Here is a 25,801-nt window from a genome sequence, read left to right as displayed (position 1 = left end):
ATGGACATTTATGATAAAATTAATGAATTATACGATAAAAAACGTACGATTGAACTCGGTGGCGGCGATGAGCGCATTGCCAAGCAACATGAAAAAGGCAAGCTCACAGCTCGGGAACGAATACATTTATTGTTAGACGAAAATACATTTGTTGAATTGAACCCATTTGTGACACATCGGACACGTGATTTTGGGATGGACAAGCTAGAAGGTCCTGGAGATGGTGTGGTCACAGGTTATGGTAAAATTGACGGTCGACCAATTTATTTATTCTCCCAGGATTTCACTGTCTTTGGTGGAGCACTTGGGGAAATGCACGCCATGAAAATTGCTAATGTCATGGATTTAGCAGCGAAGAATGGTGCACCATTTATCGGATTGAATGATTCGGGGGGAGCCCGTATTCAGGAAGGTGTTGTGTCGCTGGATGGTTACGGGGAAATTTTCTATCGGAACGCTATTTATTCAGGCGTTATTCCTCAAATTTCTGTCATTCTTGGACCGTGTGCAGGTGGGGCTGTCTATTCACCAGCAATCACAGATTTTGTTTTTATGACTGATGAGACAAGTCAGATGTTTATCACAGGACCGAAAGTCATTGAAACAGTAACAGGCGAAAAAATTTCATCCGAGGATCTCGGCGGTTCAAAAGTACATAATGCTATTAGTGGTAATGCGCATTTTCGTGGGAAAGATGAAGCGACTGTTTTGCAGGATGTCCGAAAATTATTATCCTATTTGCCACAAAATAATACCGAAAAAACACCTGTTACCCCGTATAATGAAGATGAAATGGAAGACTATCGCGCAGACTTAGCGGATGTTGTACCGTTTGAAACAACTCGACCTTATGATGTCCGCAAAGTGATTGACCAAGTGGTCGACACAGGGTCATTTATGGAAGTTCAAGCTGAATTTGCTAAAAATGCTGTCGTTGGCTTTGCGCGCATGAAAGGCGAAACCGTGGGCCTCATTTGTAATCAGCCGAAAGTAATGGCAGGCGGTTTGGATATCAATTCCTCCGATAAAATCGCACGTTTCATTCGCTGCTGTGATTCCTTTAATATTCCATTGATCACATTTGAAGATGTTACTGGCTTTTTCCCAGGCATTAAACAGGAGCACGGCGGGATTATTCGTCACGGCGCGAAGATTTTGTATGCGTATTCAGAGGCGACTGTACCTAAGATGACTGTTATTTTGCGTAAGGCATTTGGCGGCGCTTATGTGGCACTGAATTCAAAATCGATAGGTGCGGATATCGTCTATGCATGGCCAAACGCGGAAATTGCAGTGATGGGTGCAGAAGGTGCAGCTAATATTATTTTCTCTCGTGATATTGCGAATAGTGATAACCCGGAGCAAACACGCACTGAAAAAATCGAGGACTACCGTGAGAAATTTGCCAATCCCTATGTAGCGGCCTCTCATGGTATGGTAGATGATGTTATTGATCCACGCGAAACGCGTATTAAATTATTGCAGTCGCTTGATATGATGCGTAATAAACAAGAAACAAGACCGAAGAAGAAACATGGCAATATCCCATTATAAGGAGATGTACGGAGTGAACAAGCAAAGATTATTAGATGAGTTTTTTGAACTGGTACAAATTGATTCGGAAACAAAAGATGAACGACAAATTGCTGATATTTTGACGACAAAAATGGAAGCACTTGGCTTTAATGTGGAAGAAGATGATTCAGATGATCGTAGCGGACATGGTGCGGGGAATCTGGTTGCGACAATGAAAGGAACGGCAGAGGGAATTGACCCGATTTATTTCACTTGTCATATGGATACGGTCGTCCCAGGAGTGGGCATTAAACCTGAACTTTGTGAAGATGGCTATATTTATTCTGACGGTACAACGATTCTAGGTGCAGACGATAAGGCAGGAATCGCAGCACTATTTGAAATGGCACGTTCATTGAAAGAAAGTAAGCAGCCACATGGTGATATTCAATTTATCATTACAGCAGGTGAGGAAAGCGGGCTCGCCGGTGCAAAAGAAATGGACACGTCGTTGATTACCGCGAAATATGGTTACGCAGTGGATAGTGATGGTAAGGTTGGCGGAATCGTAACCGCAGCGCCACATCAAGCGAAATTGCAGACGACGATTTTAGGCAAAACGGCACATGCCGGAGTTGCACCGGAAAAGGGTGTTTCTGCTATTAATATTGCAGCCAAATCAATTGCGGCTATGTCTCTTGGGCGAATTGATGCAGAAACAACGGCTAATATTGGACGCTTTACAGGTGGTCAAGCAACGAATATCGTCTGCGATGAAGTCCATATTTTAGCGGAAGCACGCTCTATTAATCCTGATAAATTGAAGGAGCAAACGGAGCATATGGTGCGGACATATGAAAGAACTGCTGAGTTGATGGGTGGAAAAGCTGAAACGGAAGTCAAAATCATGTATCCTGGATTTAGCTTCGCAGAGGATGCAGAAGTGGTTCAAACCGCGATGCAGGCAATTCGCAATATCGGACGTACGCCAGAGCTAATGACAAGTGGCGGTGGCAGTGATGGTAATATTTTCAACGGTGCAGGTATTCCGACTGTTACATTATCTGTCGGCTATGAGGAAATTCATACAAAAAATGAGCGGATGCCCGTTGAAGAATTAAATAAATTAGCTGAGTTATTGCTTGAAATTATTCGTGTAACAGCAAATGTCAAAGGGGGCGTAAGAAATGAGTAATTTAAAAGCGGTTATTGTCCAATGTGGTAGCGAGGAGTATGCGATTGCTGTTGAATCAGTTGTATCTATTGAAAGACTTGAGCAAGTAAACCGAATCCCGCATCTACCTGATTACATGCTCGGACTGATGCGCATTCGTGGGGAACTTGTTCCAATCATTGACTTTGAACAGATTTTATATGGAGATAGTGCAAAAGGACATGTGGAATCACGTGTTGTCGTCGTTCAGACCGAGAATTTATTCATCGGATTGCTCGTTTTGGATGCCAAAGAAATTCTTGATATTCCGGAAAGTGTTATGACATCTGCAGGATTGATGGCTTATTCGAGAACACAGTATTTCACAACGGTTGCGAATCTGGAAAATCGTATGATTACAGTCGTCGATCCTGAAATTTTATCTAAAACGCTGGCCGGGATGGATGAAATCAGTGAATATGTTCAAGAACAATTAGCACTGGAACAATAACTTCCAAAACCGGGTAGTGTCATCTGCCCGGTTTTTGTAATCAATGAGGAAGGGGAGTGTCGTGGTGTCGACTGCAAGAGTGATTTTACATCTAGATATGAATAGTTTTTTTGCTTCTGTCGAACAAGCGCATGACCCTTCCTTAAAAGGCATTCCGATGGCAGTTGCAGGCAATCCGAAAGAGCGTAGGGGTATTTTGGTTACTTGCTCGTACGAAGCGAGAGCACTGGGGATTTATACGACAATGACTGTCGGAGAGGCAAAACGGCTCTGTCCAGATTTGGTCCTTGTCCCGCCTGATCACGAAAAATATCGGATTGCCTCATCGGCTGTTTTCGATCTGCTGCGTACCTATACGGATCTTGTAGAACCAGTGTCGATTGACGAGGCTTACATTGACATTACGGCCATTGGCGGCCTAACGGATGCTGTCAACATCGCATCGGACATGCAGACTCGTTTGTTGCAGGAGCTTGATTTACCATGTTCGATAGGGATAGCGCCGAATAAGTTTTTAGCCAAAACCGCATCCGATATGAAAAAACCGATGGGGATCACGATTTTAAGGAAGCGCGAAGTCGAAGCAGTTCTCTGGCCGTTACCTGTGATTGATATGCACGGCATTGGAAAAAGTACGGAAAAAAAGTTACATGCACTTGGTATCCAAACTATTGGTGATCTTGCCGTTTCAGATGAAATCAAAATCAAATCAGTACTTGGTAAAAACGGTTTAAGACTTCTACTACGTGCGAATGGTATTGATGAGCGTGCGGTTGACCCTGAAGCAGCGGAGGAACGAAAAAGTGTTGGTAGTTCAACGACATTAGTAATTGATGAAACAGATAGAAATGCTTGTCTCAAAATTTTCAATAAGCTCGCCGCAAGTGTAGCGAAGCGGCTCGATAACAGACAACTGGCGGGAACTGTTGTCATGATTCAACTACGCACCGCTGATTGGCGTAATCAGACGCGGAGTCGTACTGTATTAAATCCCCTTTATAAAGAGCAAGATATTTATAAAGAAGCCGCAAGTTTATTCAACAAATATTGGGATGGTGAACCAATTCGTTTGCTAGGTGTTACGGTATCGAATGTTATTCCTATGCATGAATTGCATGAGCAGCTATCCTTTTATAATTTTGAAAAACATGCTAAAGAAGAACAAATGGATAGTTTGCTGTCACAGTTAGAGCAAAAATTTGGTCCCGGTTCAGTGAAGCGGGGCAATGTATGAAAGGAGGGATGTTATTATGGAACTACAGTTTTTAGGGACAGGTGCAGGAATGCCATCCAAACTGCGTAATACATCTGCATTAGTGTTGAATCTATCTGCTGAAGGGAAAGGCTACTGGCTGTTTGACTGTGGAGAAGCGACACAACATCAAATTTTACATACCTCATTGAAACCGCGAAAAATTAGCAAAGTATTTATCACGCATTTGCATGGTGATCATATTTTTGGCTTGCCTGGGTTAATCGGCTCACGATCATTTCTAGGTGGCAATGAGCCACTTGATATTTATGGACCAGTGGGTCTTGAAGAATGGTTGGAAACGACGTTACGGATTACCAACACACATTTGAATTATGCGCTACAGATTCATGAAATTGAAGATGGCATTGTCGTTGAAGATGATGAATTCTTAGTGGTTGCAAACAATTTACAGCACGTCATTCCATGTCTAGGCTATCGAATTGAACAAAAGCCACTTCCAGGAAAGTTGCTCATAGACAATGTGAAAGAAGCTGGAGTGCCAAGTGGCCCGCTGCTGAAACAGTTAAAAGATGGGCAGGATGTGACATTGGAAGATGGACGGATTGTGCATAGTCATGAGGTCACAGGCGAACCGCAGGATGGGTTTAGAGTTGCCATTCTTGGCGATACAAGTTATTGTCCAGCTGCTGTTGAGCTAGCCCGAAATGCAGATATCCTTGTCCACGAGGCTACCTTCGATATGGATACTGGAAATTTAGCAAAAGAGTATGGACATTCGACCATTGGTGATGCAGCACGTGTGGCACAAGAAGCAGGTGTGAAGACGCTGATTGCCAATCATATTAGTGCACGTTTCATGCCGAGTGATGTGGCCAAGCTCAAGGAACAAGGCAAGGCTATTTTTTCCGATTTGTACATAGCGGAGGATTTTTCACGTTTTGAGTGGAAAGATGGCGCAGTAATCGAATGGCGGTCATAACGATAGCTAAGACGGTCATAAAGTAGTTCGTGACGATCATAACTACAGTCAAGACGGTCATAAAGTCTTCCAAACCCCACTTTCTCTGTCAAGGAGAGGTGGGGTTCCGTTATTTTATATTATTTCACTGCCATAACTTGTCCTTTTGTCATGCCCTCCAACTCAAGAGGCGTCAATTGAAACACCGCTTTTGGGTGTCCGGCAGCAGCCCAAATTGTGTCATATTGAAACAAATCCTCATCGATTAACGTACGTACAGGATTCTTATGTCCTAATGGTGGAACCCCACCGATAACAAACCCTGTCGTCTCACGGACAAAATCAGCATCTGCCTTTCCTAATTTATCCTCCAATTGCTTAGCGATTAACTTCTCATTGATCCGATTAACGCCACTTGCCACAACTAACAGCGGCTCATTAGTACTTTTTAATCGGAAAATAATCGACTTGGCAATTTGGGCAACCTCACAGCCTAGTGCGTCAGCTGCCTCTTGCGCTGTTCGTGCGCTATCTGCCAATATGATTACTTCATTTGGATGCTGTAGCTCCTGTAATTTATCCTGCACAAGTTGCGAGCTAGACGTCAAATTTGTCATGGTTCCCAATCCTTTCACCCCCTTCTCTTTATTATCAGAATAAGTAGTTCATTAGTTAATATATTATATTATATTCTATTGCAAGCATTAAGGAGGTGATTGTTTCTCGTATGCAGAATACATATATTAATAGGGGGAAATTCAGTCAAATGGGAGGTGGAGATATATTGAAAAAAGTACTTATGGTATTGTGTACGCTGCTCATTTTGACGGCGTGTACACACAAAAAAACAGACAATTATGCATATACGCTTAAAGGAGAGAGCGAACATTGGGAAAGTGAATATTTTGTCGAGGGAAGGGATGTATGGAAAGAAAAAAATAATAGAACGACGTTTTCAAGTGACAACAATCATACATTTACAATGAAATACAAAGGACCTTTAGAAGAGTTGTCCACTCTCAGAAATCTGGAGTATGCTTATGAAGCGGGTGGGATTAGTGGAGGTGGATCAGAGGAATTCGATGAACCACCTATCTCCAAGGTCCTTGTTTCACATAGAGGTGGAGGTGGCGGGGCAAGAGTGCGAGAAGATGGAGTTGTTCATGTAACGATCAAATGGGATACATTTGAGGAGTCTATTGAATTGCGAAATTCAAGAAAATGATTTTTGCTTACATTTTTACTTTAATGGAACCTCCAAGAATAGTGCAATCTCTTCATGGAGGTTCTGAATTTATTTTCGTTAGAACACCCAACCTCGCGAATACTGTTTCGGCGCTACAATCTCCACACCTAACTCTTTCGCAGCTGTATAAGCCCAGTACGGATCCCGTAACAATTCGCGTGCCAATAACACGACATCTGCACGTCCATTTTTCAATATTTCCTCCGCTTGAATGCCTGTTGTAATCAACCCGACCGCACCAGTTGCAATATCGGCACCCGCCTTGATTATTTCAGAAAATGTTACTTGATAGCCAGGGAATACATCGATTGCTGCTGGGACAACTGCGCCTGAGCTAACATCGATCAAATCGACACCTTGTTCCTTCATCCACTGTGCCATTTCCACATAGCTATCTGCTGTCATACCACCGTCTGCATAATCATGAGCAGAAATCCGAACGAAAAGGGGACCCTCCCAAACTGTTTTCACTTCATCAATCACTTCGCGCAATAGACGATAACGGTTTTCTGCTGTGCCACCATACGCATCCGCTCTTTTATTGGATAAAGGCGATAGAAACTCGTTAATGAGATAGCCGTGTGCCGCATGGAGTTCAATGACATCGAACCCTGCTTTTTTCGCACGGCTAGCCCCCTCTTTGAACGATTGCACGGTCTCCTTAATATCCTCAATTGTCATCTCAACTGGCGTCCGATAACCATCGCTGAACGCAATAGCAGAGGGGGCGTAAATATCGCCGTCCACTGTCGCTTTCCGCCCGGCATGTGCGAGTTGAATGCCCGATTTGGCTCCGTGCTCCTGCATTAAACGAACCGTTTCTGACAATTCCTCGATATGATCATCACTCCAAATGCCTAGATCCTGCGCTGAAATCCGTCCGGCGGGCTGTACGGCAGTCGCTTCTACAATAATAAGTCCAACTTGCCCAACCGCACGTGTCGCATAATGAATTTTATGCCAATCCTGAACCATCCCATCTTCGTTATGACTTGAATACATACACATCGGTGCCATGACGATGCGGTTTTTGAATGTAGTGTTACGTATTGTAAATGGTTCAAATAATTTAGCCATGTTTCCAACCTCCTATGGTGCTTTACATTGGTATTATAACAAAGGGATGAGGGCATAGCAGTGTATCTTGCTTATGGAATTTAAATTAACCAGCAGGAGAACTGGCGCCTTATGTAGAAGTTTGTCTACATGGAAAAAAGGAGTTATTGGAAATGCGAGCGTTATTAGTAAATGATGAATATGTTGAAGAATATGCAGATGGAAAAATTAGGGCATAGAATATATTTTCAATGGGAGGAGATTTATAATCGAAAAGCCCAGAAGTAAATCAGTGTCATTGTCCCTTTTTATTTATTCTTTAATTGTCGTGATACTCTTTCTTTTTACAATGACAACCGACTTTAATTTAACTGGATATTCGTATGATTTTGATGAAAAAACAAGGGTCTTGACCATTCAAGATGGTTTTTTTGACAAGAAATCTTATGATATGAATACTAGGGAGGACTATTCAATACGAATAATACAAGATGTGATGTTACCAATTAATCAAGCACAAAGTTTGTGGCAACGTGACATTTTTATCATCGCCCTTTTTGTTGCAGGTCTTTTTGGTTTATTTCATTCATCATTGAGACAGGAGAAAAAATTTAAATGGTATGTGACAGCGTATATGCTATTTTTTGCTCTTGTGATTGGCTGGGAGATAGATGCTTATAAAGATCTTTTTGGAGACCTTCGTAATTTAACGGATTATACGAATCGTTTAAAGAGCTGAGATTGATAAAGTCCAGCTCTTTTTTATGATTCGCCTAATTAAAAGAAAAATTTGGAACTTTAGAAATCAGTGGCTCGTCTACATAATACATTGAACAACGAAAGAAGGTGCACCTCATGAGTATTAAATGGCTAGAATGGGCACAAAGAATTCAAGCACTATCACAATCCGGTTTAGCCTTTTCTAAAGACATTTACGATATTGAACGCTATGAAGAATTGCGCATGATTAGCGCAGAAATCATGCAGGAACACACTGGATTAGAGATGCAGAAAATCAAGGATTTATTTCTGAATGACACAGGCTACCAAACGCCTAAATTGGATGTACGGGGTGTCATTTTTCAAGATGACAAGATATTAATGGTCAAAGAAAAGTTGGATGATCGATGGTCTTTACCAGGCGGATTTTGCGATATTGGTCTGTCTGCTGCTGAAAATATTATTAAGGAAATCAAAGAAGAATCTGGTTATGACGCGGTGCCGACCAAATTGCTTGCAGTGTGGGATAAAAACAAACATCCGCATCCACCAGAACCCTTTCATTATTATAAGCTATTTGTCCAATGCGAAATTATCGGAGGACAGCCGATGACGGGTATCGAAACGAGTGATATCAAATTTTTCCCCGAAAGCGAAATCCCAGACCTGTCGGCTAACAGAGTCGTTGAGTCGCAAATCAAAACCCTTTTTGAATTTTCAAGGGACCCTAATAAAGAAACCTTATTTGATTGAATGGAGCGATAGATGTGGCTGCTAGTAAAAAAATATGGAGTAAACTTTATGAAATCGTATTTTTTACAGTCTGTGGGCTCTTATTATTGTTATTTGGCTTTGGTTTCATCATTATGCTATTGTTCACGATTGATTATTTTGCGTCATAACGACGTGTTTGCATGTATTTAAACGATTTTACAAAGGGAGATATTGTAATGGAAACTTGTTTGGGTTGCTCATTAGTACAAGGTGAATTACCGATTTATAAAGTATATGAAAGTGAAAATGTAATAGGTTTATTAGATCATGAACCATTTAATGATGGACATATTTTAGTATTACCAAAACATCATCGGCAAGATTTTACGGAATTAACGGTACAAGAGCATTTAGAAATACAACAAGTTATTCATCTTTTATCAGGAGTTGTACATAAGTTGGTCAAGCCAGATGGTATATCTATTCTTCAAAATGGGGGCATTTTCAATGAACTTGGGCATGTGCATTTTCACCTAGTGCCTCGTTATCAGTATCAAAATTTTTCGGAGTTTTACGCAGTAGGTGAAGATGGATTTACTGTAGATGTACACAGATTACAAGTTATGCAGCAAAATATAATAGAGGCTATAGACTTAGTGGGAAATTAGTTAGGCTATTTGATGAAAGGTAGGCATGTAGACAATGAATTCTTTCGTTAGAGATAAGTTGAAAAAAATTTCAGCCTTTATCCTATTTATTGTGATTGTGGGTTCACTGTCTTATTTTGCCGTGTACAAGGCTTCATTTTTGCCAAACGGTTATGACATTGTTTCGCAGCAAAAAGATCGTGTCACTGTGAAATCATTTAATCTGTTTGGGTTGGAAAAAGATACAACAACCGTAGTGTTTCCAGAAGATGATATATGGAAAATCGATTATTTGAGTGATGAAATCAAGAAACAGAAAGATTTTTTATGGTTTCTATTTACGGCAAGCAGCTTTTCACTTCTCATGCTTATTTTAAAATTGCGTGGTGGAAAGCATTGGTGGTATGCAATTTGGGAAAGTAATCTGATTATCGCAATCCTTTTACCGCTATTTTACATTAAAACCACTTTGACGACTATACAGCGGTTGATTGAGAACCTATGAATCAGGAATTTGAAAAATAGATGAGGGGTTTGGAATGAGAAAAGTTGAGGTTCTGCCTTATGACAAACAATGGGCTTCCATGTTTGCAGAAGAGTCTCGTAAATTGTATGAGATTTTCGGTGCTGAAATAATTGAAATACATCATATTGGGAGCACCTCGGTGAAAGGGCTACATGCAAAGCCAATCATTGATATGATGCCCATAGTAAACGATATACACCGAGTAAATGACTACAACACAGCTATGATTGCCATTGGCTATGAAGCAAAAGGGGAAAACGGAATAGCTGGCCGTCGTTATTTCCAAAAAGGTGGAGACAATCGAACTCATCATGTCCATATATATGCATGCGGTAATTCAGAAATTAAACGACATCTTGCATTTCGGGATTATTTACGAGCGCATCCAGATGTTTCACAAGAATATGGGGATTTAAAAGAGAAATTGTCTCAACGCTTTCCCTTTGATATCGAATCGTATATCAAGGGCAAAGAACAGTTAGCATCCGAGATTGAGCGAAAAGCGAAGGTTTTTGAAAGAGGGGAGGTTTAATCTGTGTTCAATAAACAGTTTATAATTACGACAAATAAATTGACATTAGGAATGGTAGTATTTGTACTTTTTATTCTTATGGGATGTTCACCAAAAGAGAATAGCTTAAATAAAACAGAACCTATAGTAAGTGTAGAAAATACTTCTCAGCCACCAGAGAAATCATCATCAAAAATATTAAGTGACTTGGCTAATCAGGAATTTTCAATTGAAGAAGATCAGATTATTGCTGCACCCAAGACCATTAAAACCTTTGGAGAAGCCTTTGTGAATCTTTATACGGGAGCTGTAGCAGAACAGGAAACAGTATCATTTAAAAATTATATTTCAAATGAAAACCTACTTAAATTCACAAATAAAATGTTGGAATTAGAGCAAAAGAAGGAATTGAAGGGTGGCATCGGTGTGATTTTCGGTTTAGAAAATGAATTTATGGATGTGGAGTTCAAGAAATGGGATGAAAATCTTTACTACCTAAGTTTACCTTTTTCTAACCAGGGGTCTACAAGGCGCTGTGAAATGTTGGTTCAATCTGAAAACAAGTCATTAAAAATTGTTGATGTATATTTTGGAAACAAAGATGGTGTAGATACCATTGTAACAGGTCACCCGGCGGTTAGAAAAGTTGATAATCCAAAATTATGGCATGAACAAAAATGGGTGAATGCTGTTTTTGAAAAGCTTGAAAAATACGAAACTGAACTCTTAAGCATTCAAGATTGATTGGAAAGTATAGGACTAAAAATCTACTATATGGAGTGATATTGAATGGAATTTGTACCACCAAAACATATTGTTTCAGCAGCAACTATTGTGCTAAATGACAAAAATGAAATTCTATTAATTAAAGGACCAAGAAGGGGCTGGGAAATGCCTGGCGGACAGGTTGAAGAAGGTGAGTCCTTGAAGGAAGCTGCAATTAGGGAAACAAAAGAAGAATCGGGCATAGATATTGAGATAACGAAATTTTGCGGTATATTTCAAAATATAAATGCTTCAATTTGTAATACATTATTTTTGGGTACACCGATTGGAGGAGAACCTACAACGAGTAGTGAGAGTCTGGAAGTAGGTTATTTCCCTATTGAAAAAGCATTGGAAATGGTTACTTGCGGAAACTTCCGGCAAAGAATTGAATATTGTTTAAATGACGAAATGCAGCCATTTTGTATTGAATTTTAATTTTCAAATACGTGGTCTAACCCCACCGTCTATAGATGGTATACGCTTTTAGCCTTCTCCTTCGATGTCTATACTTGGGATGGGGTGAAAAGTATGGACGGATACGGAAAAAATAGTCATGCGGTTTTTGACATCAAGTATCATGTAATCTGGGTAACGAAATACAGATACAAGGTGTTACGTGGTCCGATTGCCGTAAGAACACGGGAGTTAATCAGGCTAGGATGTGAAGCGAGAGGAATCACAATTTTGCAAGGAAGTGTAGGGACGACCACATCTACTTGTTGTTATCATATCCACCAAGTCTTGCTCCAAGTAAAACTATGCAATATCTTAAAGGAAGATCATCAAGACTATTGCAGGAGCAGTTTCCCGATTTGAAAAAGAAATATTGGGAGTAATATTTGTGGGAAAGAGGCTATTTTTGTGCCACTGGTGGAACGGTAGATGAAGAAACGATTAGAAATTCTATTGCTAACCAACTCAATGAAGACAGGAGCGATATATTTAGGATTGAAGATTGAGTTTAGTCGATATTTAGTTTGCTTGAGCATAAAGGCTTTGAGATGACTTTAGTCTTAAGCAACGACTTTAGTCGTCGACATTTTATGTCCAAATCCACCTGCTTTAACAGGTGGTCGTTTAAGGTTTTCTTCAGATATGGAGATTATAAAATATATAATCTCAAATAACCTATTTGGCTAAGTAAAATAAAGTAACTAAACTAAAGGCTGCTTTACTTGAAGTTCATCAAAACAGTCACCTGAAATCTTTGGAAAAGCATCCCAGCGTCTTTAAACTAATATGCGAATTTTCACTGAATAGAATATCTTACTTAATAAGAAAGGTAGGACTTAAATGGAGGAGTATTATTGGGATACCCAACTGGAATACCTGAAAAGAACAAGAGATTTATATTATAACGATGACTATTTAGAGTTCTTGGTGAATTTTGTTTGGAAGATTTCTAAACCAGTAAACATTATTGATTTTGGTTGTGGATATGGGTATTTAGGACTGAAATTATTACCTATTCTACCGAAAGGTTCTAAATATACTGGAATAGATAAAGGACAAGAACTTATTAATAAGGCGATAGAGTACTTTCATAATCTTCCGTATGAAACTGAATTCTTTGTAGCAGATACTAATGGGATAGAATTAGAGAATAAGTACGATATTGCTATTTGCCATGCTTTTTTATTACACATGCCCGACCCCCAAAAAATGCTTCAAAGAATGGTAAATTCTATTGTTAACGATGGAAAAATAATTTGTTTTGAACCACACTGGATTTCAGGTATGTCATCATACGAAATTGAAGGGTATAAACAATCACAAATTGTTCCACTTGGTATTCTTCAGAAATTATTCGAAGAGAGTGCAAATAAAACTGGAAATGATGGAAATATTGGAGCAAAAATTCCTAAATATCTATCTGAATTAGGCGTAAAGAACATCGAGTGCAGAGTCAGTGATAAGGTTAACTTCCTCTATCTCGATAAGAATCAACAAGATAAGCAAAAATTGTTTTATTCGCTTAAAGAAGAAGGAGTAGGTGGAGAACCTGTGAATAAAGAACAGTTTATCGGAAGTTTGACAAAACATGGGGTTACATTGAAGGAAGCACAGGAACAATTTGAGGCTGAACTACTGTTTTCGCAAGTATTTAATATCGATACCTCTTTACTATACGCCCCTAGCATGAAAATTACTTTTGGAGAGATAAAAAATTGTAACTAATCTCAACATCTTTGGTTCTACTAAAGGAGCAGTTTAGTTCAATAAATATTGAGGTGGTTTCTCACTAAATCTAGCGAAAAATAGGGGGATGTGGATGAAAGCTGTGTTTTTAGACAGAGATGGAACGATTGGGGGAACTGGTGGAGGAATGCACCCATTTGATTTTTCAATGTATGATTTTGCTCCCAAAGCTATAAAAACTCTAAATGAAATAGGAGTAAAAGTATTTCTTTTTACAAATCAAACTAGAGTAGGTAGAGGATATTTTACAGAAGATGAATTGTTAAAGGGATTTAAGATGATGGAGGAAGAACTAGCGAATCATTCCGCTTTTCTTGATGGTATTTACTACTGTTCACATAAGCCTGATGACGGATGTGAATGCCAAAAGCCAAATATCGGATTATTATTAAAAGCAAAGGAAGTGCACAATTTAAACCTTGAAGAATGTTATGTTGTGGGTGATACGGGTGGTTCAGATATGTTAGCTGCAAACAAAGCAGGAGCGAAAAAAGTATTAGTGAAAACAGGATAGGGAGAAGGTTCATTGACTGAATTTCGGCATGAATGGCAAGAAATTGAACCTGATTATATTGCGGATAATCTAGTAAACGCAGTTAGCTGGATTTTAAATGATTTAAACAAAAGTTAAAAATAAATGCTTATTGAACTCCCACGAAAATTAAACGCCAAACTTCGCAAAAATGACAACACTAAAGGAGCCGCAGCTCATTTATTTTTTTTAAAAGAGTGCAGCGTCTAGTTCCTGACTCAGATTATTTGTTGGATTAGGAGACAGTCTTAGTGGAAAACGTTCGAATCTACTTTCCTTTTGGAGTCATAATACACGCAGTAATCGAATCTTTATGAACGTCCATACCGCATGCATGCTCAATGATTACTTCCATTGTAAACATCCTTTCTACGGCGAATAGTATTGGAGGCCGGTGCAACAACCAGAGTAGGATTAATCTCCCATGAGTGCTTCCCGTAAGGGAGCGACATTCTGTGATGCAACGTGGTCGTTGGAGCTAGATTACCGGATGGGCTCTATGGCACCATAGTTGATCGACCTTCCTCTCCCAGCCGCAGTATACAATACCCGTTCGGCATACTTTTCATCCTCTGTGGTGTAGCGCTGATTTTGTGCTACATGTATGGCTAACGGAACGGGATGATGGAATAAGTAGGTTTTGAAGAAGCAGGAAAAACGAATTTATTGGGGGTAATTCACAAATGTTTATTGTAAATGTTGAAGGTGCCATAAGGAAAAATGATAAGTGGCTAATAATTGAAAGAAGTAAAAGAGAAGAACACGCTGGTGGTATGCTTTCACTTGTTGGAGGCAAGGTAGATATAGAAGGGAACTCCTCCGATATATTCGAAAGAACAGTGAAGCGTGAAATTTTAGAAGAAGTCGGTGTGAAAGTAAAAGACAGGTTAAATTATGTACATAGTACGTCCTTTGTTATTGATACGGGTGAAAATGTAGTTAATATTGTTTTTCTTTGCGAACATTATTCTGGGGAGGCATTTCCAAAAAGTCCTGATGAGGTAGAAAAAGTATTATGGTTAACTACTGAAGAGATATTAAGCGATCCAAAAGCACCTGTTTATTTGAAAGAAAGTATTAAACGTGCTGAATCGTTAAATCTAACTTGTTCGTCATAATAACGTCATTATACATAATATTGGAGTGGTTAAGGTGAAAAAAGTTTATATTATAAGGCATTGTGAGGCTGAAGGGCAGCCATCTGAAGCACAACTTACAGCTAGAGGTTTTAAACAAGCATTAGATGTATCTGAATTTTAAAATCGACCGTATTATTTCAAGTCCTTATAAGCGTGCTATTCAATCTATACAACCACTTGCAGAGCAACTGAGTGTTGAAATAGAGATTGATAGACAATTAACAGAACGTGTACTAAGTACTGAAAATCTTACTGACTGGTTGGAAAAACTAAGCACATCCTTTGAGAACATGGCATTGAAATTTGAAGGCGGGGAGTCCAGTCAAGAAGCAATGAAACGAATAGTAGAAGTTGTAGAGGATATTTTTAAAGGTGAATCTGAAAATACAATCATCGTTACACATGGAAATATAATGTCATTACTTTTAAATTATTATAATGAAAATTTCGGATTTGAAGATTGGCAAAAACTTAGTAACCCTGACATATTTCTATTAATAAATACAGGTAAAAAAGTAACTTATGAACGATTATGGAGAGACGAAATGTGAAGAAATGTACCTGAAATAGTGAATTTAACCAGTAGTGATAAATTGTACGGAAGAGGAGTTAGTTATGATACATATTATAAAAGCCAATGCTAATCACGTTGAAGGAATAGCAAAAGTTTGTAGCGATGGTTATTGGGCAACATACAAAGAAACACATTCTGAAGCATACATTGAAGGAATAATTAAGGATTTTTATAATCATGATAGAATTCTAAAAGAGGTTACAGAAACGAGTAAGGAATGGGGAGGCTATTTTGTTGCAGTAGAAGAGAATGAAGTAATTGGGGCTGGTGGAGGTGGACTGGTTGGGGACAGATCTGGAGAAATTTTTGTTTTGTATTTAAATCCCGGCAGACGCAACGAAGGTATTGGCACAAAGATAGTAGACGCTATTACCAAACAACAAAAGGAAGAGTTTAACGCAACGGAGCAATGGGTTTCTGTCGCGAAAGGAAATCAAAAAGGAATTCCTTTCTATGAGGCAAGAGGGTTCGTTCTTGATCACGAACGGGATGGACATGGAAACGTTGATGGAGAAAGTTATATTTCATTAAGGTATTACCGTAAGATTTAATGTTTTTTACGGCTATGTCAAATGTGGAAGGGAGGTTAATACGATGAAGAAACATTTGAGCATGATTTCATTAGTGTTAATGTTGATGTTTATCATCTTGGGTTTTATTATCCCGCAAGTATTGAATCTCTTACCTGATTCATGGGACATATTGATAGTCATATCATTACTATTTGGTTCGTTTTTCACTGCGCTATTTAGTATGAAGGGGCATTTGAAAACAATTGCTGTACTTATTTCTTCACTTGGTATGTTAGCTTTATTGGTTCTAACTTTATTCAGTGTTGGTATCATGTTTTTTGGTGATTTTGGGACATAGACATTTTATACTACGGATATCTTTATTCCGATTGCAACTACTCATGTTGTTCTTTTTACTTCTTAAACAAACGGCAGGTAAGTTGTTTTTCGCAGCAGGCTTTAATAGCCTTAGCCAGCGTGTAAGAAAGGGAAGGGAAGAATGATTAGTGACTTATCCATTTGATTGCATTACTGACTTTGTTTTTGTGGAAACTGAAATTACTTCAGCAGATGTCATTTTAGTACCTGGCGCCAATCATCCCCAATTAATGGAGAAAGCTGCCTCTTTATATCAGCAAGGATTTGCACCATACATATTACCATCTGGTGGATATAAGCCACATGTAGGGACTACTGAGTGGAATTACTTACGGAATATTGGTATTGACAACGGAGTGCCAGAAGAAGCCATTTTAAGAGAAAATCAAGCACAGCATACGTTGGAAAACGCTCGTTTTTCGTTGGAGGTTCTAAAAAAAGCAGGCATCCATCCGAACAAAGTAATAATTGTTTGTAAAGCAGGTCATTCTCGTCGAGCACTATTATGTTATCAATCTGAATTTCCAAAAGAAACCGATTTTCTAGTATCACCTGTTATAGATAGGTATGGAATAACCAAAGAAAATTGGTTTTTATCCGAAGTGGGGATTAGTCGTATCATGACCGAGGTTGAAAAGATTGGTAAATACTTTGGTGATATTATTCCGAATTGGGTTAAGTGATACATGGAATTTCTTCATGATATTTCACTACCAAGGCAATTTGTTTTACATAAGAGGTTTTAGTAGAAAAAGCTAATTATTATTGTCATAAACAATTATTTATAGGAGTGTTTACATTGATAAAGTTATTTGAATTTAACTGGCAAGTAAGAGATGAATGGTTTGAATGGTGTTATCAACTATCAAAAGAGGAGTTGATAAAAGAACGAACAGGAGGAGTACGAAGTATTTTATATACTCTTTTTCACATTATTGAGGTTGAATACAGTTGGCTTCGCGGTATTCAAGGTAAAGAAGATTTAGTAGTTCAGTTTGCTGATTATAATACACTTGATAAAATCAAATCACTATCAGATACATTCCGGAAAGAAATAGTTGAATTTTTGAAATTGGGTTTAGATGAATTAAAAAAGGAAATTGTGAGTGTTTCTTGGGATGAAGATAAATATATTGTAGATGAAATATTACACCATATAGTTATTCATGAAATTCATCATATTGGTCAACTTTCTGTTTGGGCAAGGGAATTAGAACTTTGCCCTGTGTCCGCTAACTTTATTGGAATAAAGTTCAAACCAATTCATTCTTATTAAATGAGAGTACACATTTTTACTAACTGGGCAGTTTAGTGGAGGCTTATTTATAATTCGGGAGGGTATTCATACGTCTTTAGATGCGTGTGATTTATCAATTTAACCTCGGGTCCAGGAACAATTTCATAGGTCATTCGGTCTTTCCCTACTGGAATCCAGTGTCCACCATCGGTAGGTTCAATTTCAAATGTGATTTCCAATAGAAAGCCACGGAAATCATTGACTCTTCTTGTTTCAATTACTTCAATTTCCCATGGAGTGACTTGAGGTGAAAAATCCTTTAAAATCTCCGGGTAATAATAGTTATTCAAATCCTTTGAAATATAAGGAGTAAGCATGTTCATAAGCATATCCTGTAACTTAAGCTCTTCAGAGTCTGGTGTTGGTTCAGCTGGTGAGAGGATTGTTTTTTGAAAAGAAGTAACAAGAGTAAGGGATAGTATAAAAACGATTAACATCTTTTTCATTTTTTTGCAATACACTTCCTTACGATTTTATCTAATTTATTATATTATTACCTTTTCTGAATAAATTATGTACTTATTGAAACTAACAGCGGGTTAGTTGTTTTTGAAGGTAGGCCTTAATACCCGTAGTAAATAACCTTTGCAGGCGTATTAAAAAGGGAAAGCATCTATGAATGGAGTTGGAATGATGAGTAGAGCTAAAAGGGTCATGATAATCAGCCTATTCGTTATTCTTATCGTACTAGTCCTTACACCAATAATAGCGATTCAAGCGAATAAGTATATTTACAAAAATAGGGTGTCTACTTATCTAATTGAAGAAAAGGGCTTTGTAAACGAGGATATTGAATCGATTGTGGGAAAGTGGGGGAAGCTTCCAACTTTCTATGTAATTGTCACTTTCAAAAATGAACCAAATGTCAAGTATACCTATTTTGCTCATGGCAATGATGTAATTCAATTTAGCCATGAAATTTCTAAAGGTATTACAGAAGAAAACCTAAAGAATTATGATCCACGTTTTTAATGAATTATCTCGGGGTTTCTTGAAAAGAAATAGTGATCACTCTTTCAGTAACGGTAGCATACTCAATTCTTACAAAAACGCCGAATTCGTGGTCATCCTCCCTTAGCCAGAGCTTAAACTTTTCAATTGTCGAATACTCCTTCAATTCGCTGCCTTCATGCAGGTAGTCAATAATAGTTGCATGGGGATACTTTAATTGTGTTTCTTGCATAGCGAGCCTTCCCCATTTGGCGTAGGATGGAATTTCTTGCTGAGCATGAGCAATCGTTGGGATAGGCGTTGGTCCAGCGTTAATAATTGTAAAAATTCCAAGTGCAAGAAACGTTTTTCGCATAATGCATGCCATCTCCTTTTCCGTAGGATGCGTAATTTGTTTGAAATTATTCTATAGCGAACTTGCTGAAAGATGTAAGGTGTTTTTTAGAGGAAATAGTGGAGGTTATGATGATGAGAAACAAAATTGATGAAATAGTAGATAGATTACCAAAAGATGAGATGGAAAATGTGTATTGGTCCATTAAGTTTATAGAAGATGAGTACCTGTTCAAGAAGAATTTACTTGATAAAGGCGTAATCATTACAGAGTTATTTGAAGAAGCAGAAGAAATTAAAGATTTATGGGATAACACATTTGCTAAAAGTATCAATGAAGAAATGCGGGAATCCATTCATTATAACCAACACAAATGGCATGTTTTTAGCTATGAAAAACAAAAATGTTTGAAGGAAGTAGCAGCAAGAAAAGCTTTTGATGTTGTCCCAAAGGATGAACTCTATGTTATGTATCAAGATTTGCCCTATGTTATACAATACAGCGAAGCACACAAAGTCATTGCAGCTGATTTTGATTCTCGGCAAGATATTTATATTTTTGACAAAAACTTTACTTGGACGTATGTACACACCCACGAATCTACGTGTGGGCCGTATTTTCACAAAGTGAAATGATTATTGTGAGTTTTAATAAAATCGGATCTTGGATATTACGGTTAAATAGCAATGATTGGTTGATTGTAGGAGTGTAAAATGTTCTGTTAACCGGTATTTTTATTAAAGAATATAGGCTGCTTTTTTTCTTATTGTACTAATAGCAGGTCAGTTGGGCCAAATTTATTACAAAAATTTAACTGAATGCGGAGGAGTCTTATGCCGTTAGAAAAGGAAGTAGTAAATCTGTTAACAGGCGGTTTCATAATTGTAATCGGCATGGCGATATTAACTACGCTATTACTTTGGTTGAAAACTAGAAATAATAGTTTTGCATACACCTGTACATTATTATATTTCCTTTTATTTTCAGTTTCTATATATTTTTTCTTAAAGGCTATTTCGTTTGATTATAACCACCCAATGGCATCTGAAGAGATTTCACTTCGGATTGGGATTTCCGGGGTTGTTTGGGCGTTGGGCATTTTATGTTTAATGATGGGTATAGTTAATTTTTCTAAGACTAAAAGTAGTACAGTTTCTTGAATTAACGTGGATTATGGAAAATCATTTGATTAGACATGGTAAATAAAAGTGTGAGGAACTTGAAAGAATATCATAAATGATTAAGAGAAAGATTTTTGCTGGTGCATCGTTAATAATCATCTGAAAAGAAATGGGTGAGTTTATGGGTTTTTGGTACTTGCTTTTACTTCTAATCGGTGTTGCCATTTCAGCTAAGGGCTTCGTTAAAATAAAGACTGTGGGAGGAGCTAAAGCTTTTGTTCCCCTGTTTACAGGGGTACTATTTATTGCCGTTTCGGTATTTTTATTAACGCCCAATAGTTCTGAGATTATTGCATACCTTCTAAAACTGCAATAAGCGATTCAAACCATTTAGTTTAAAGCAATCAGGCGCTTTTCTTGAAGAAAGATCAGCGCTCAATTTTCGTGAACGGGCCAGATTACAGAATAAGGTTATGGGGGAAGTAGTTTTATGAGATTTATTATCATTATGTTTATTGCTATGATTGTGGGAGGAGCAATAGGGGTGTACGTAGATGGTAAACTACTTCGCTCAATTCTAATAGGGTTAGTAGTCTTCTTTGCGCTTTCAATATATTTTAACAAACGAAAATGAAAAATCATTCACAATCTAGCGCGATAGTTCGCTAAGTATTCGCCGTAATCGGGCCATTTAATTGCATCAAACAAATGGACTAACAAGGAGCAGGTGATATAGCTTATGAATTTCGAAATAAGAAATCTGGAAAAACATGATATCTCCTTCTTGTGGGATATGGTATATGAGTCCGCGTTTGTACCTGAAGGGCAAAAACCTTTTCCACGAGACATACTAGACGATCCATCTGTTTCAAAATATGTGGACGGATGGGGAAACCAGAGCGGTGATATTGGATTGATTGCGGAAATAAACAACCAACCCATTGGTGCCATTTGGTTACGTCTGTTTGATGAAGCACCGGAAATAGGAATGGCAGTCCTGAAGGGATTCCGAGGTAGAGGAATTGGAAAATCTTTAATGCGTGTTCTTGAAATTGAAGCGAAGACTTATGGGTATCAGAAATTATGTTTAAGCGTAGACCCGAGAAATCCAGCTCGTCATTTATACGAACAATTCGGATATGTACACGTTGGTTGGTTTGAGACTTACTGGACAATGGAAAAGGAATTAGTTTAATACAGACAGGACGTGTATTTATGATATTCATTAATCGGACCATTTGAGGGTCATATGAGTGAGTTGAATGAGTATGACGTTGTTTACCTTCTGAATGCGGAGTTTAAAAAGTGAAGGCAAGTATAGGGAGTGAAACCGATGTTTTATTATAACGTTGATAAGGATCTTACACTACAATTATTAACCCTGCAGAATGCTACTGGTCTATTTACGATTATAGACAAAAATCGTGATTTTTTGAGAGAATGGCTTCCGTGGATTGATAGTAAAAAAACTGTTGAAGATGTTCAAGATTCAATTGAAAGATGGGGACATAAATACATAGCCAATACGGCAATAAATGCCGGAATTTTCTTTAAAGGGCAGCTGGTAGGAATGGTGGCTTTTCCTGACATCGATTGGCAAGGAAAGAAGACAAGCCTTGGCTATTGGCTTTCGCCTGAGTTCGAAGGAAAAGGTACTGTCATAAGATGTGTTAATGAATTAATACAATATGCTTTCGATAGATTAGACCTAAATCGCATTGAAATTAGTTGTGCAGAAGATAATGTTAGAAGTAGAGCCTTACCTGAAAAGCTGGGATTTGTTAAGGAAGGCATTTTGCGTGATCATCACTATTTGAATGGGGATGTACATAACTTGGTTGTCTATAGCTTGTTGAAAAGTGACAGGGGAAAGGACAAAGGAAGTTAGGTTTATACTATATGGGTATTTGTGGTAATGTGCTCGATAAGCAAAATATTATGGGGGAACCCCACAAAAAGGAAGTGCTAAACGATGAATGTAGAAACGGTTATGGAGGAGCTTGAAACTCTTGGTAAGGAACGAATGAAAAAAATGTACATGTCCAATGGTGCGCATGAGCCGCTTTTCGGCGTGGCTACAGGTGCTATGAAACCAATGGTAAAAACCATAAAAATAAACCAGCCTTTAGCTGAAGAGCTTTATGCGACTGGGAACTACGATGCCATGTACTTTGCAGGTGTTATTGCAGACCCCAAAGCCATGACAGAGTCGGATTATGATCGTTGGATGGACGCAGCGTATTTTTATATGCTGTCCGATTATGTAGTGTCCGTAACGTTATCGGAGTCAGATATTGCACAAGAAGTTGCCGATAAATGGATCGCAAGTGGGGACGAGCTAAGAATGTCGGCGGGCTGGAGCTGCTACTGTTGGCTATTAGGGAGTCGGAAAGATGTGGAGTTTTCGGAAAGTAAGATGTCCGATATGCTTGATTTTGTGGAAAATACGATTCATGATTCACCTGAGCGGACGAAATCCGCTATGAATAATTTTGTATACACGGTGGGAACTTCCTATTTGCCGCTCCACGAAAAGGCAGTCGAGACCGCAAAAGCGATTGGAGTAGTAGAAATTAAAAAAGATAATAAAAAGAGCAGTTTTATAAATGTGGGTGAAAATATCGATAAAATGGTTGATAAAGGGAAGATTGGTTTTAAGCGTAGGCATGTGAGGTGTTAAAAGTAGCCTCACCCTTTAGAGAATAAAAGCAAGGAAGGGGGGGATTAAGTGCTAACCGTACTGGGTGCGAATGGCTGTGATGCATTGTGTTTGTTTGAGTCAGGATCGATGGACACATAGTCGATTGACCTTTTTCGTGAGCTGTAGCATCCAATATCGTTCTGCACCGATTTTTATCCCCCACGATGTAGCGTTGATTTTGCGCTACATGTATGGTTAACGGTAGATAGGCTTTACTGTTCTTCAACTAAATGATGGTTAGTTGAAAAGGTGACTATCAGGAAATTTGTTCGCGCGCTATTTTATGTAATAGATTATAAGATCTTGTGAAAAAGCAGCAGATAAAGAAAGGTGAAATTATGTCGAAAAAACAATTTGTAATCGTTAAAATGTTAATAATCGCCATACTACTAATGCTAAAGACAAGCACTAATGGAGTAGTATTCGCAAACGAAAATGAATTCACAAATGGTAATCGAGATATTGCTAAGATTGATGAATTTATGAAAAATGAAATTGAGAGACTGAACATTCCAGGTGCTGCATTAGCCATCGTAAAGGGAAATCAGGTTGAATACATGCGAGGATATGGTGTTTCGAACCCAGAGGGGGCAGAAATGACATCGCAAACGCCAATTGTTCTTGGATCGACTACTAAATCGTTCACAGCTCTTGCAATAATGCAGCTAGTAGAACAAGGAAAAATCAATTTAGAAGAACCGGTGCTATCATACATACCTTGGTTTCGAGTTGTAGATGAAGCAGCATCTAAAAAAATCACCATTCAACACTTACTGAACCAAACAAGTGGTCTTTCTACATATGATGGTCAAGTAGCTATATCACAAGGGGATCAAACATTAAAAGAGCATGTTCAAAGCTTGGAAATTATAGAATTGACATATCCTGTTGGTGATCAATATCAATATTCGAATTTAAATTATAACATTTTAGGTTTAGTCATTGAAGAAGTTACGAAAAAGTCATATAAAGAGTATATAAGAGAATATATATTTAAGCCACTTGAAATGAACAATAGCTATACTGACCCGAATGATGTTGAAAATAATACTATTGTGGAAGGATATCAAACTGTATTTGGATTCAAGGTGCCAACACAGCAATTAGTCCATGAAGGAACTGTTTCTTCTGGTTACATTATCTCTAGTGCGGAAGATATGGCAAATTGTATGATTGCACAATTGAATCAGGGAGAATTCAAAGGGAAAAATATTTTAGCAGCGAATGCCATGAGTGTAGTGCATCATCCATCATCATTTATCGGGAATGATACCTATTATGCTATGGGATGGGAAGTGAATAACGAAATAATCTCCCATAATGGGTGGACAGAAAACACATATTCAAAAGTATTGTTAGATGGCGAGTATGGTATCAGCCTGCAGATCAATTCAATGGATTATTTTAATCTTAATGAATACGATGCCATCGTAAGTGGGATAAACAAGCTGGTACATAATGAAGAACCTTCTCTATCTAATAGCAATCCTTTTATGAAATATGTAATTATTGATTTGGTTTTACTGATAATTGTTTCTTTAATTGTTTGGTCGGCTTTTAGAACTTTCAAACCCGGAAAACGTAAAATAACAACATCCCGTAAGATTCTAACTGGATTATCTATAGTAGTATTTAACTGGCTGCTGCCATTGATTACTTTAATTGGATTCCCTACATTATTTGGCCCTCTGTCTACGGTAAAATTATTTGCTCCTGGAATAGGGCATCTGGTATTTTTAATACCTTTACTCCTTTTAATTGTGGGATTCGTTAAATTAGGTAAAGTAATACTAAAGAAAAATACTTTGGATGCATAAGCTGAAAATCGCAAGCTGATACCTAGCAAACAAGGTGTTGAATTTTCCGAATTAAGATACTGTAAAATAAGAAGTGCTATTAAACAAAAGGGTGATCTAGGGGAGATACAGTGCACACACTAAATTTACTAAAATTTACCTTAATCGATTTCGCTGAATATTTTAGTCTCGTATCTAATGAAAGTGTTATGGCGCAAATTACAGAGTATGCTATTCCTTTTGAAGAGGCCCAAATCAATTTTCAAAAGTTATTAATACGTAATGAACAATATGAACACTTTGGTTCCTATAAAATCTACGATAATTCAATCAATGAATTTATTGGACTTGGCCATTTAACTTTGGATGAAGAAAACAGTGAAGTAGCTGAAATAGGTTATATGATAAAGCCAGAACATTGGGGTAAAGGGTATGGAGGTGAGATAGCGAAAGTATTAATTGAAAGAGCTAGGAAATCAGATGTAAAGAAAATCAAAGCCATTATTGACCCAGATAATATTGCCTCTAGAAAAATATTAATTAAGCAAGGATTTGTCTCTGAAGTAATTTGTGAAATTGGTGGGTTACCGGGGGAAATACTTTGTAAAAAACTATTCTTTTCAGATATTTACTATTGAAGATGTCACATATGTATAGCTAGCAGGGAAATTTAGTTAAAAAGATAGAATCAAAGCAGTAGCTGTTGTTAAATGTGCGAGCATACTA

General features: G+C 38.0%; 34 protein-coding genes and 1 pseudogene. 31 read left to right on the top strand and 4 right to left on the bottom strand.

Annotation, left to right across the window (positions count from 1 at the left end):
* From MKZ10_RS11560 to rnz, 5 genes are all read left to right on the top strand, one after another.
* Complete coding sequence (locus MKZ10_RS11560; protein ID WP_342510170.1) at positions 1-1,554, top strand: acyl-CoA carboxylase subunit beta; 1,554 nt, start codon at positions 1-3, stop codon at positions 1,552-1,554.
* Between the two features lie 13 nt (positions 1,555-1,567).
* On the top strand, positions 1,568-2,710 hold the full coding sequence (locus MKZ10_RS11555) for a M20/M25/M40 family metallo-hydrolase (RefSeq protein ID WP_342505104.1): 1,143 nt from the start codon (positions 1,568-1,570) through the stop codon (positions 2,708-2,710).
* The gene (locus tag MKZ10_RS11550; RefSeq protein ID WP_342505103.1) at positions 2,703-3,179 is read left to right on the top strand and encodes a chemotaxis protein CheW; all 477 of its coding nucleotides are present in this window, start codon (positions 2,703-2,705) and stop codon (positions 3,177-3,179) included. Before MKZ10_RS11555 ends, MKZ10_RS11550 begins: the two co-directional genes overlap by 8 nt.
* Before the next feature lie 64 nt (positions 3,180-3,243).
* A complete protein-coding gene (locus tag MKZ10_RS11545) occupies positions 3,244-4,413 on the top strand; it encodes a DNA polymerase IV (RefSeq protein WP_342505102.1) in 1,170 nt (389 codons plus the stop codon).
* Positions 4,414-4,429: 16 nt separating this feature from the next.
* A complete protein-coding gene (gene rnz, locus MKZ10_RS11540) occupies positions 4,430-5,374 on the top strand; it encodes a ribonuclease Z (RefSeq protein WP_342505101.1) in 945 nt (314 codons plus the stop codon).
* A gap of 119 nt (positions 5,375-5,493) precedes the next feature.
* Here the strand turns inward: rnz and MKZ10_RS11535 are convergent, their stop codons facing one another.
* Positions 5,494-5,970: a YbaK/EbsC family protein gene (locus tag MKZ10_RS11535; RefSeq protein ID WP_342510168.1), complete on the bottom strand. Its 477-nt coding sequence runs from the start codon at positions 5,968-5,970 to the stop codon at positions 5,494-5,496.
* Positions 5,971-6,137: 167 nt separating this feature from the next.
* Here MKZ10_RS11535 and MKZ10_RS11530 point away from each other — a divergent pair, with 167 nt between their 5' ends.
* Complete coding sequence (locus tag MKZ10_RS11530; protein WP_342505100.1) at positions 6,138-6,578, top strand: hypothetical protein; 441 nt, start codon at positions 6,138-6,140, stop codon at positions 6,576-6,578.
* Positions 6,579-6,656: 78 nt separating this feature from the next.
* On the opposite strand, the gene namA is transcribed toward MKZ10_RS11530, so the two are convergent.
* Positions 6,657-7,676, bottom strand: coding sequence for an NADPH dehydrogenase NamA (namA, locus tag MKZ10_RS11525; RefSeq protein ID WP_342505099.1), 1,020 nt, complete (start codon positions 7,674-7,676; stop codon positions 6,657-6,659).
* A 475-nt stretch (positions 7,677-8,151) separates the two neighbouring features.
* Here namA and MKZ10_RS11520 point away from each other — a divergent pair, with 475 nt between their 5' ends.
* From MKZ10_RS11520 to MKZ10_RS11440, 17 genes and pseudogenes are all read left to right on the top strand, one after another.
* Positions 8,152-8,394 (top strand): hypothetical protein, encoded by a 243-nt coding sequence (locus MKZ10_RS11520; protein WP_342505098.1) that lies wholly within the window; start codon positions 8,152-8,154, stop codon positions 8,392-8,394.
* A gap of 116 nt (positions 8,395-8,510) precedes the next feature.
* Entirely contained in the window at positions 8,511-9,128 is a 618-nt protein-coding gene (locus tag MKZ10_RS11515) for an NUDIX hydrolase (protein ID WP_342505097.1), read from the top strand.
* A 14-nt stretch (positions 9,129-9,142) separates the two neighbouring features.
* The gene (locus MKZ10_RS11510; protein WP_342505096.1) at positions 9,143-9,277 is read left to right on the top strand and encodes a hypothetical protein; all 135 of its coding nucleotides are present in this window, start codon (positions 9,143-9,145) and stop codon (positions 9,275-9,277) included.
* 48 nt (positions 9,278-9,325) lie between these two features.
* Entirely contained in the window at positions 9,326-9,757 is a 432-nt protein-coding gene (locus MKZ10_RS11505) for an HIT family protein (protein WP_342505095.1), read from the top strand.
* Between the two features lie 34 nt (positions 9,758-9,791).
* A complete protein-coding gene (locus MKZ10_RS11500) occupies positions 9,792-10,241 on the top strand; it encodes a hypothetical protein (RefSeq protein ID WP_342505094.1) in 450 nt (149 codons plus the stop codon).
* 34 nt (positions 10,242-10,275) lie between these two features.
* Positions 10,276-10,794, top strand: coding sequence for a GrpB family protein (locus tag MKZ10_RS11495; RefSeq protein ID WP_342505093.1), 519 nt, complete (start codon positions 10,276-10,278; stop codon positions 10,792-10,794).
* 3 nt (positions 10,795-10,797) lie between these two features.
* A complete protein-coding gene (locus tag MKZ10_RS11490) occupies positions 10,798-11,517 on the top strand; it encodes a hypothetical protein (RefSeq protein WP_342505092.1) in 720 nt (239 codons plus the stop codon).
* A gap of 45 nt (positions 11,518-11,562) precedes the next feature.
* Positions 11,563-11,976 carry an NUDIX domain-containing protein gene (locus MKZ10_RS11485; protein WP_342505091.1) on the top strand — a complete coding sequence of 138 codons (414 nt, stop codon included), beginning with the start codon at positions 11,563-11,565 and terminating at the stop codon, positions 11,974-11,976.
* A 93-nt stretch (positions 11,977-12,069) separates the two neighbouring features.
* Positions 12,070-12,500 (top strand): annotated as a pseudogene (gene tnpA, locus MKZ10_RS11480) (IS200/IS605 family transposase).
* A 334-nt stretch (positions 12,501-12,834) separates the two neighbouring features.
* On the top strand, positions 12,835-13,719 hold the full coding sequence (locus MKZ10_RS11475; RefSeq protein ID WP_342505090.1) for a class I SAM-dependent methyltransferase: 885 nt from the start codon (positions 12,835-12,837) through the stop codon (positions 13,717-13,719).
* Between the two features lie 94 nt (positions 13,720-13,813).
* A complete protein-coding gene (locus MKZ10_RS11470) occupies positions 13,814-14,254 on the top strand; it encodes an HAD-IIIA family hydrolase (protein WP_342505089.1) in 441 nt (146 codons plus the stop codon).
* 701 nt (positions 14,255-14,955) lie between these two features.
* Positions 14,956-15,390, top strand: a complete 435-nt coding sequence (locus MKZ10_RS11465) for an NUDIX domain-containing protein (RefSeq protein ID WP_342505088.1) — start codon at positions 14,956-14,958, stop codon at positions 15,388-15,390.
* Positions 15,391-15,515: 125 nt separating this feature from the next.
* Positions 15,516-15,962: a histidine phosphatase family protein gene (locus tag MKZ10_RS11460; protein WP_342505087.1), complete on the top strand. Its 447-nt coding sequence runs from the start codon at positions 15,516-15,518 to the stop codon at positions 15,960-15,962.
* Between the two features lie 64 nt (positions 15,963-16,026).
* Entirely contained in the window at positions 16,027-16,536 is a 510-nt protein-coding gene (locus MKZ10_RS11455) for a GNAT family N-acetyltransferase (RefSeq protein ID WP_342505086.1), read from the top strand.
* A gap of 43 nt (positions 16,537-16,579) precedes the next feature.
* Complete coding sequence (locus tag MKZ10_RS11450; protein WP_342505085.1) at positions 16,580-16,855, top strand: histidine kinase; 276 nt, start codon at positions 16,580-16,582, stop codon at positions 16,853-16,855.
* Between the two features lie 148 nt (positions 16,856-17,003).
* On the top strand, positions 17,004-17,558 hold the full coding sequence (locus tag MKZ10_RS11445; RefSeq protein WP_342505084.1) for a YdcF family protein: 555 nt from the start codon (positions 17,004-17,006) through the stop codon (positions 17,556-17,558).
* 116 nt (positions 17,559-17,674) lie between these two features.
* Positions 17,675-18,151 carry a DinB family protein gene (locus MKZ10_RS11440; RefSeq protein WP_342505083.1) on the top strand — a complete coding sequence of 159 codons (477 nt, stop codon included), beginning with the start codon at positions 17,675-17,677 and terminating at the stop codon, positions 18,149-18,151.
* Between the two features lie 47 nt (positions 18,152-18,198).
* Here the strand turns inward: MKZ10_RS11440 and MKZ10_RS11435 are convergent, their stop codons facing one another.
* Complete coding sequence (locus MKZ10_RS11435; protein WP_342505082.1) at positions 18,199-18,618, bottom strand: DUF3888 domain-containing protein; 420 nt, start codon at positions 18,616-18,618, stop codon at positions 18,199-18,201.
* 169 nt (positions 18,619-18,787) lie between these two features.
* Between MKZ10_RS11435 and MKZ10_RS11430 the strand changes: the two genes are divergently transcribed.
* Entirely contained in the window at positions 18,788-19,144 is a 357-nt protein-coding gene (locus MKZ10_RS11430) for a DUF3139 domain-containing protein (protein WP_342505081.1), read from the top strand.
* Positions 19,145-19,148: 4 nt separating this feature from the next.
* Here the strand turns inward: MKZ10_RS11430 and MKZ10_RS11425 are convergent, their stop codons facing one another.
* The gene (locus MKZ10_RS11425; RefSeq protein ID WP_342505080.1) at positions 19,149-19,478 is read right to left on the bottom strand and encodes a DUF3889 domain-containing protein; all 330 of its coding nucleotides are present in this window, start codon (positions 19,476-19,478) and stop codon (positions 19,149-19,151) included.
* A gap of 107 nt (positions 19,479-19,585) precedes the next feature.
* On the opposite strand from MKZ10_RS11425, the gene MKZ10_RS11420 reads away from it, so the two are divergent.
* From MKZ10_RS11420 to MKZ10_RS11390, 7 genes are all read left to right on the top strand, one after another.
* On the top strand, positions 19,586-20,092 hold the full coding sequence (locus MKZ10_RS11420; RefSeq protein WP_342510167.1) for a DUF4275 family protein: 507 nt from the start codon (positions 19,586-19,588) through the stop codon (positions 20,090-20,092).
* A gap of 198 nt (positions 20,093-20,290) precedes the next feature.
* Positions 20,291-20,617, top strand: a complete 327-nt coding sequence (locus tag MKZ10_RS11415; protein ID WP_342505079.1) for a hypothetical protein — start codon at positions 20,291-20,293, stop codon at positions 20,615-20,617.
* A 700-nt stretch (positions 20,618-21,317) separates the two neighbouring features.
* Complete coding sequence (locus MKZ10_RS11410; RefSeq protein ID WP_342505078.1) at positions 21,318-21,773, top strand: GNAT family N-acetyltransferase; 456 nt, start codon at positions 21,318-21,320, stop codon at positions 21,771-21,773.
* A 138-nt stretch (positions 21,774-21,911) separates the two neighbouring features.
* Positions 21,912-22,466, top strand: coding sequence for a GNAT family protein (locus MKZ10_RS11405; RefSeq protein ID WP_342505077.1), 555 nt, complete (start codon positions 21,912-21,914; stop codon positions 22,464-22,466).
* An 84-nt stretch (positions 22,467-22,550) separates the two neighbouring features.
* Positions 22,551-23,258 (top strand): DNA alkylation repair protein, encoded by a 708-nt coding sequence (locus tag MKZ10_RS11400; RefSeq protein ID WP_342505076.1) that lies wholly within the window; start codon positions 22,551-22,553, stop codon positions 23,256-23,258.
* A 359-nt stretch (positions 23,259-23,617) separates the two neighbouring features.
* Positions 23,618-25,096 (top strand): serine hydrolase domain-containing protein, encoded by a 1,479-nt coding sequence (locus MKZ10_RS11395; RefSeq protein WP_342505075.1) that lies wholly within the window; start codon positions 23,618-23,620, stop codon positions 25,094-25,096.
* A gap of 110 nt (positions 25,097-25,206) precedes the next feature.
* A complete protein-coding gene (locus MKZ10_RS11390; protein ID WP_342505074.1) occupies positions 25,207-25,713 on the top strand; it encodes a GNAT family N-acetyltransferase in 507 nt (168 codons plus the stop codon).
* Positions 25,714-25,801 lie beyond the last annotated feature (88 nt).

The organism is Sporosarcina sp. FSL K6-2383, assembly GCF_038618305.1.
Lineage (GTDB): Bacteria > Bacillota > Bacilli > Bacillales_A > Planococcaceae > Sporosarcina.
This window is presented reverse-complemented; position numbering and strand designations above follow the sequence as displayed.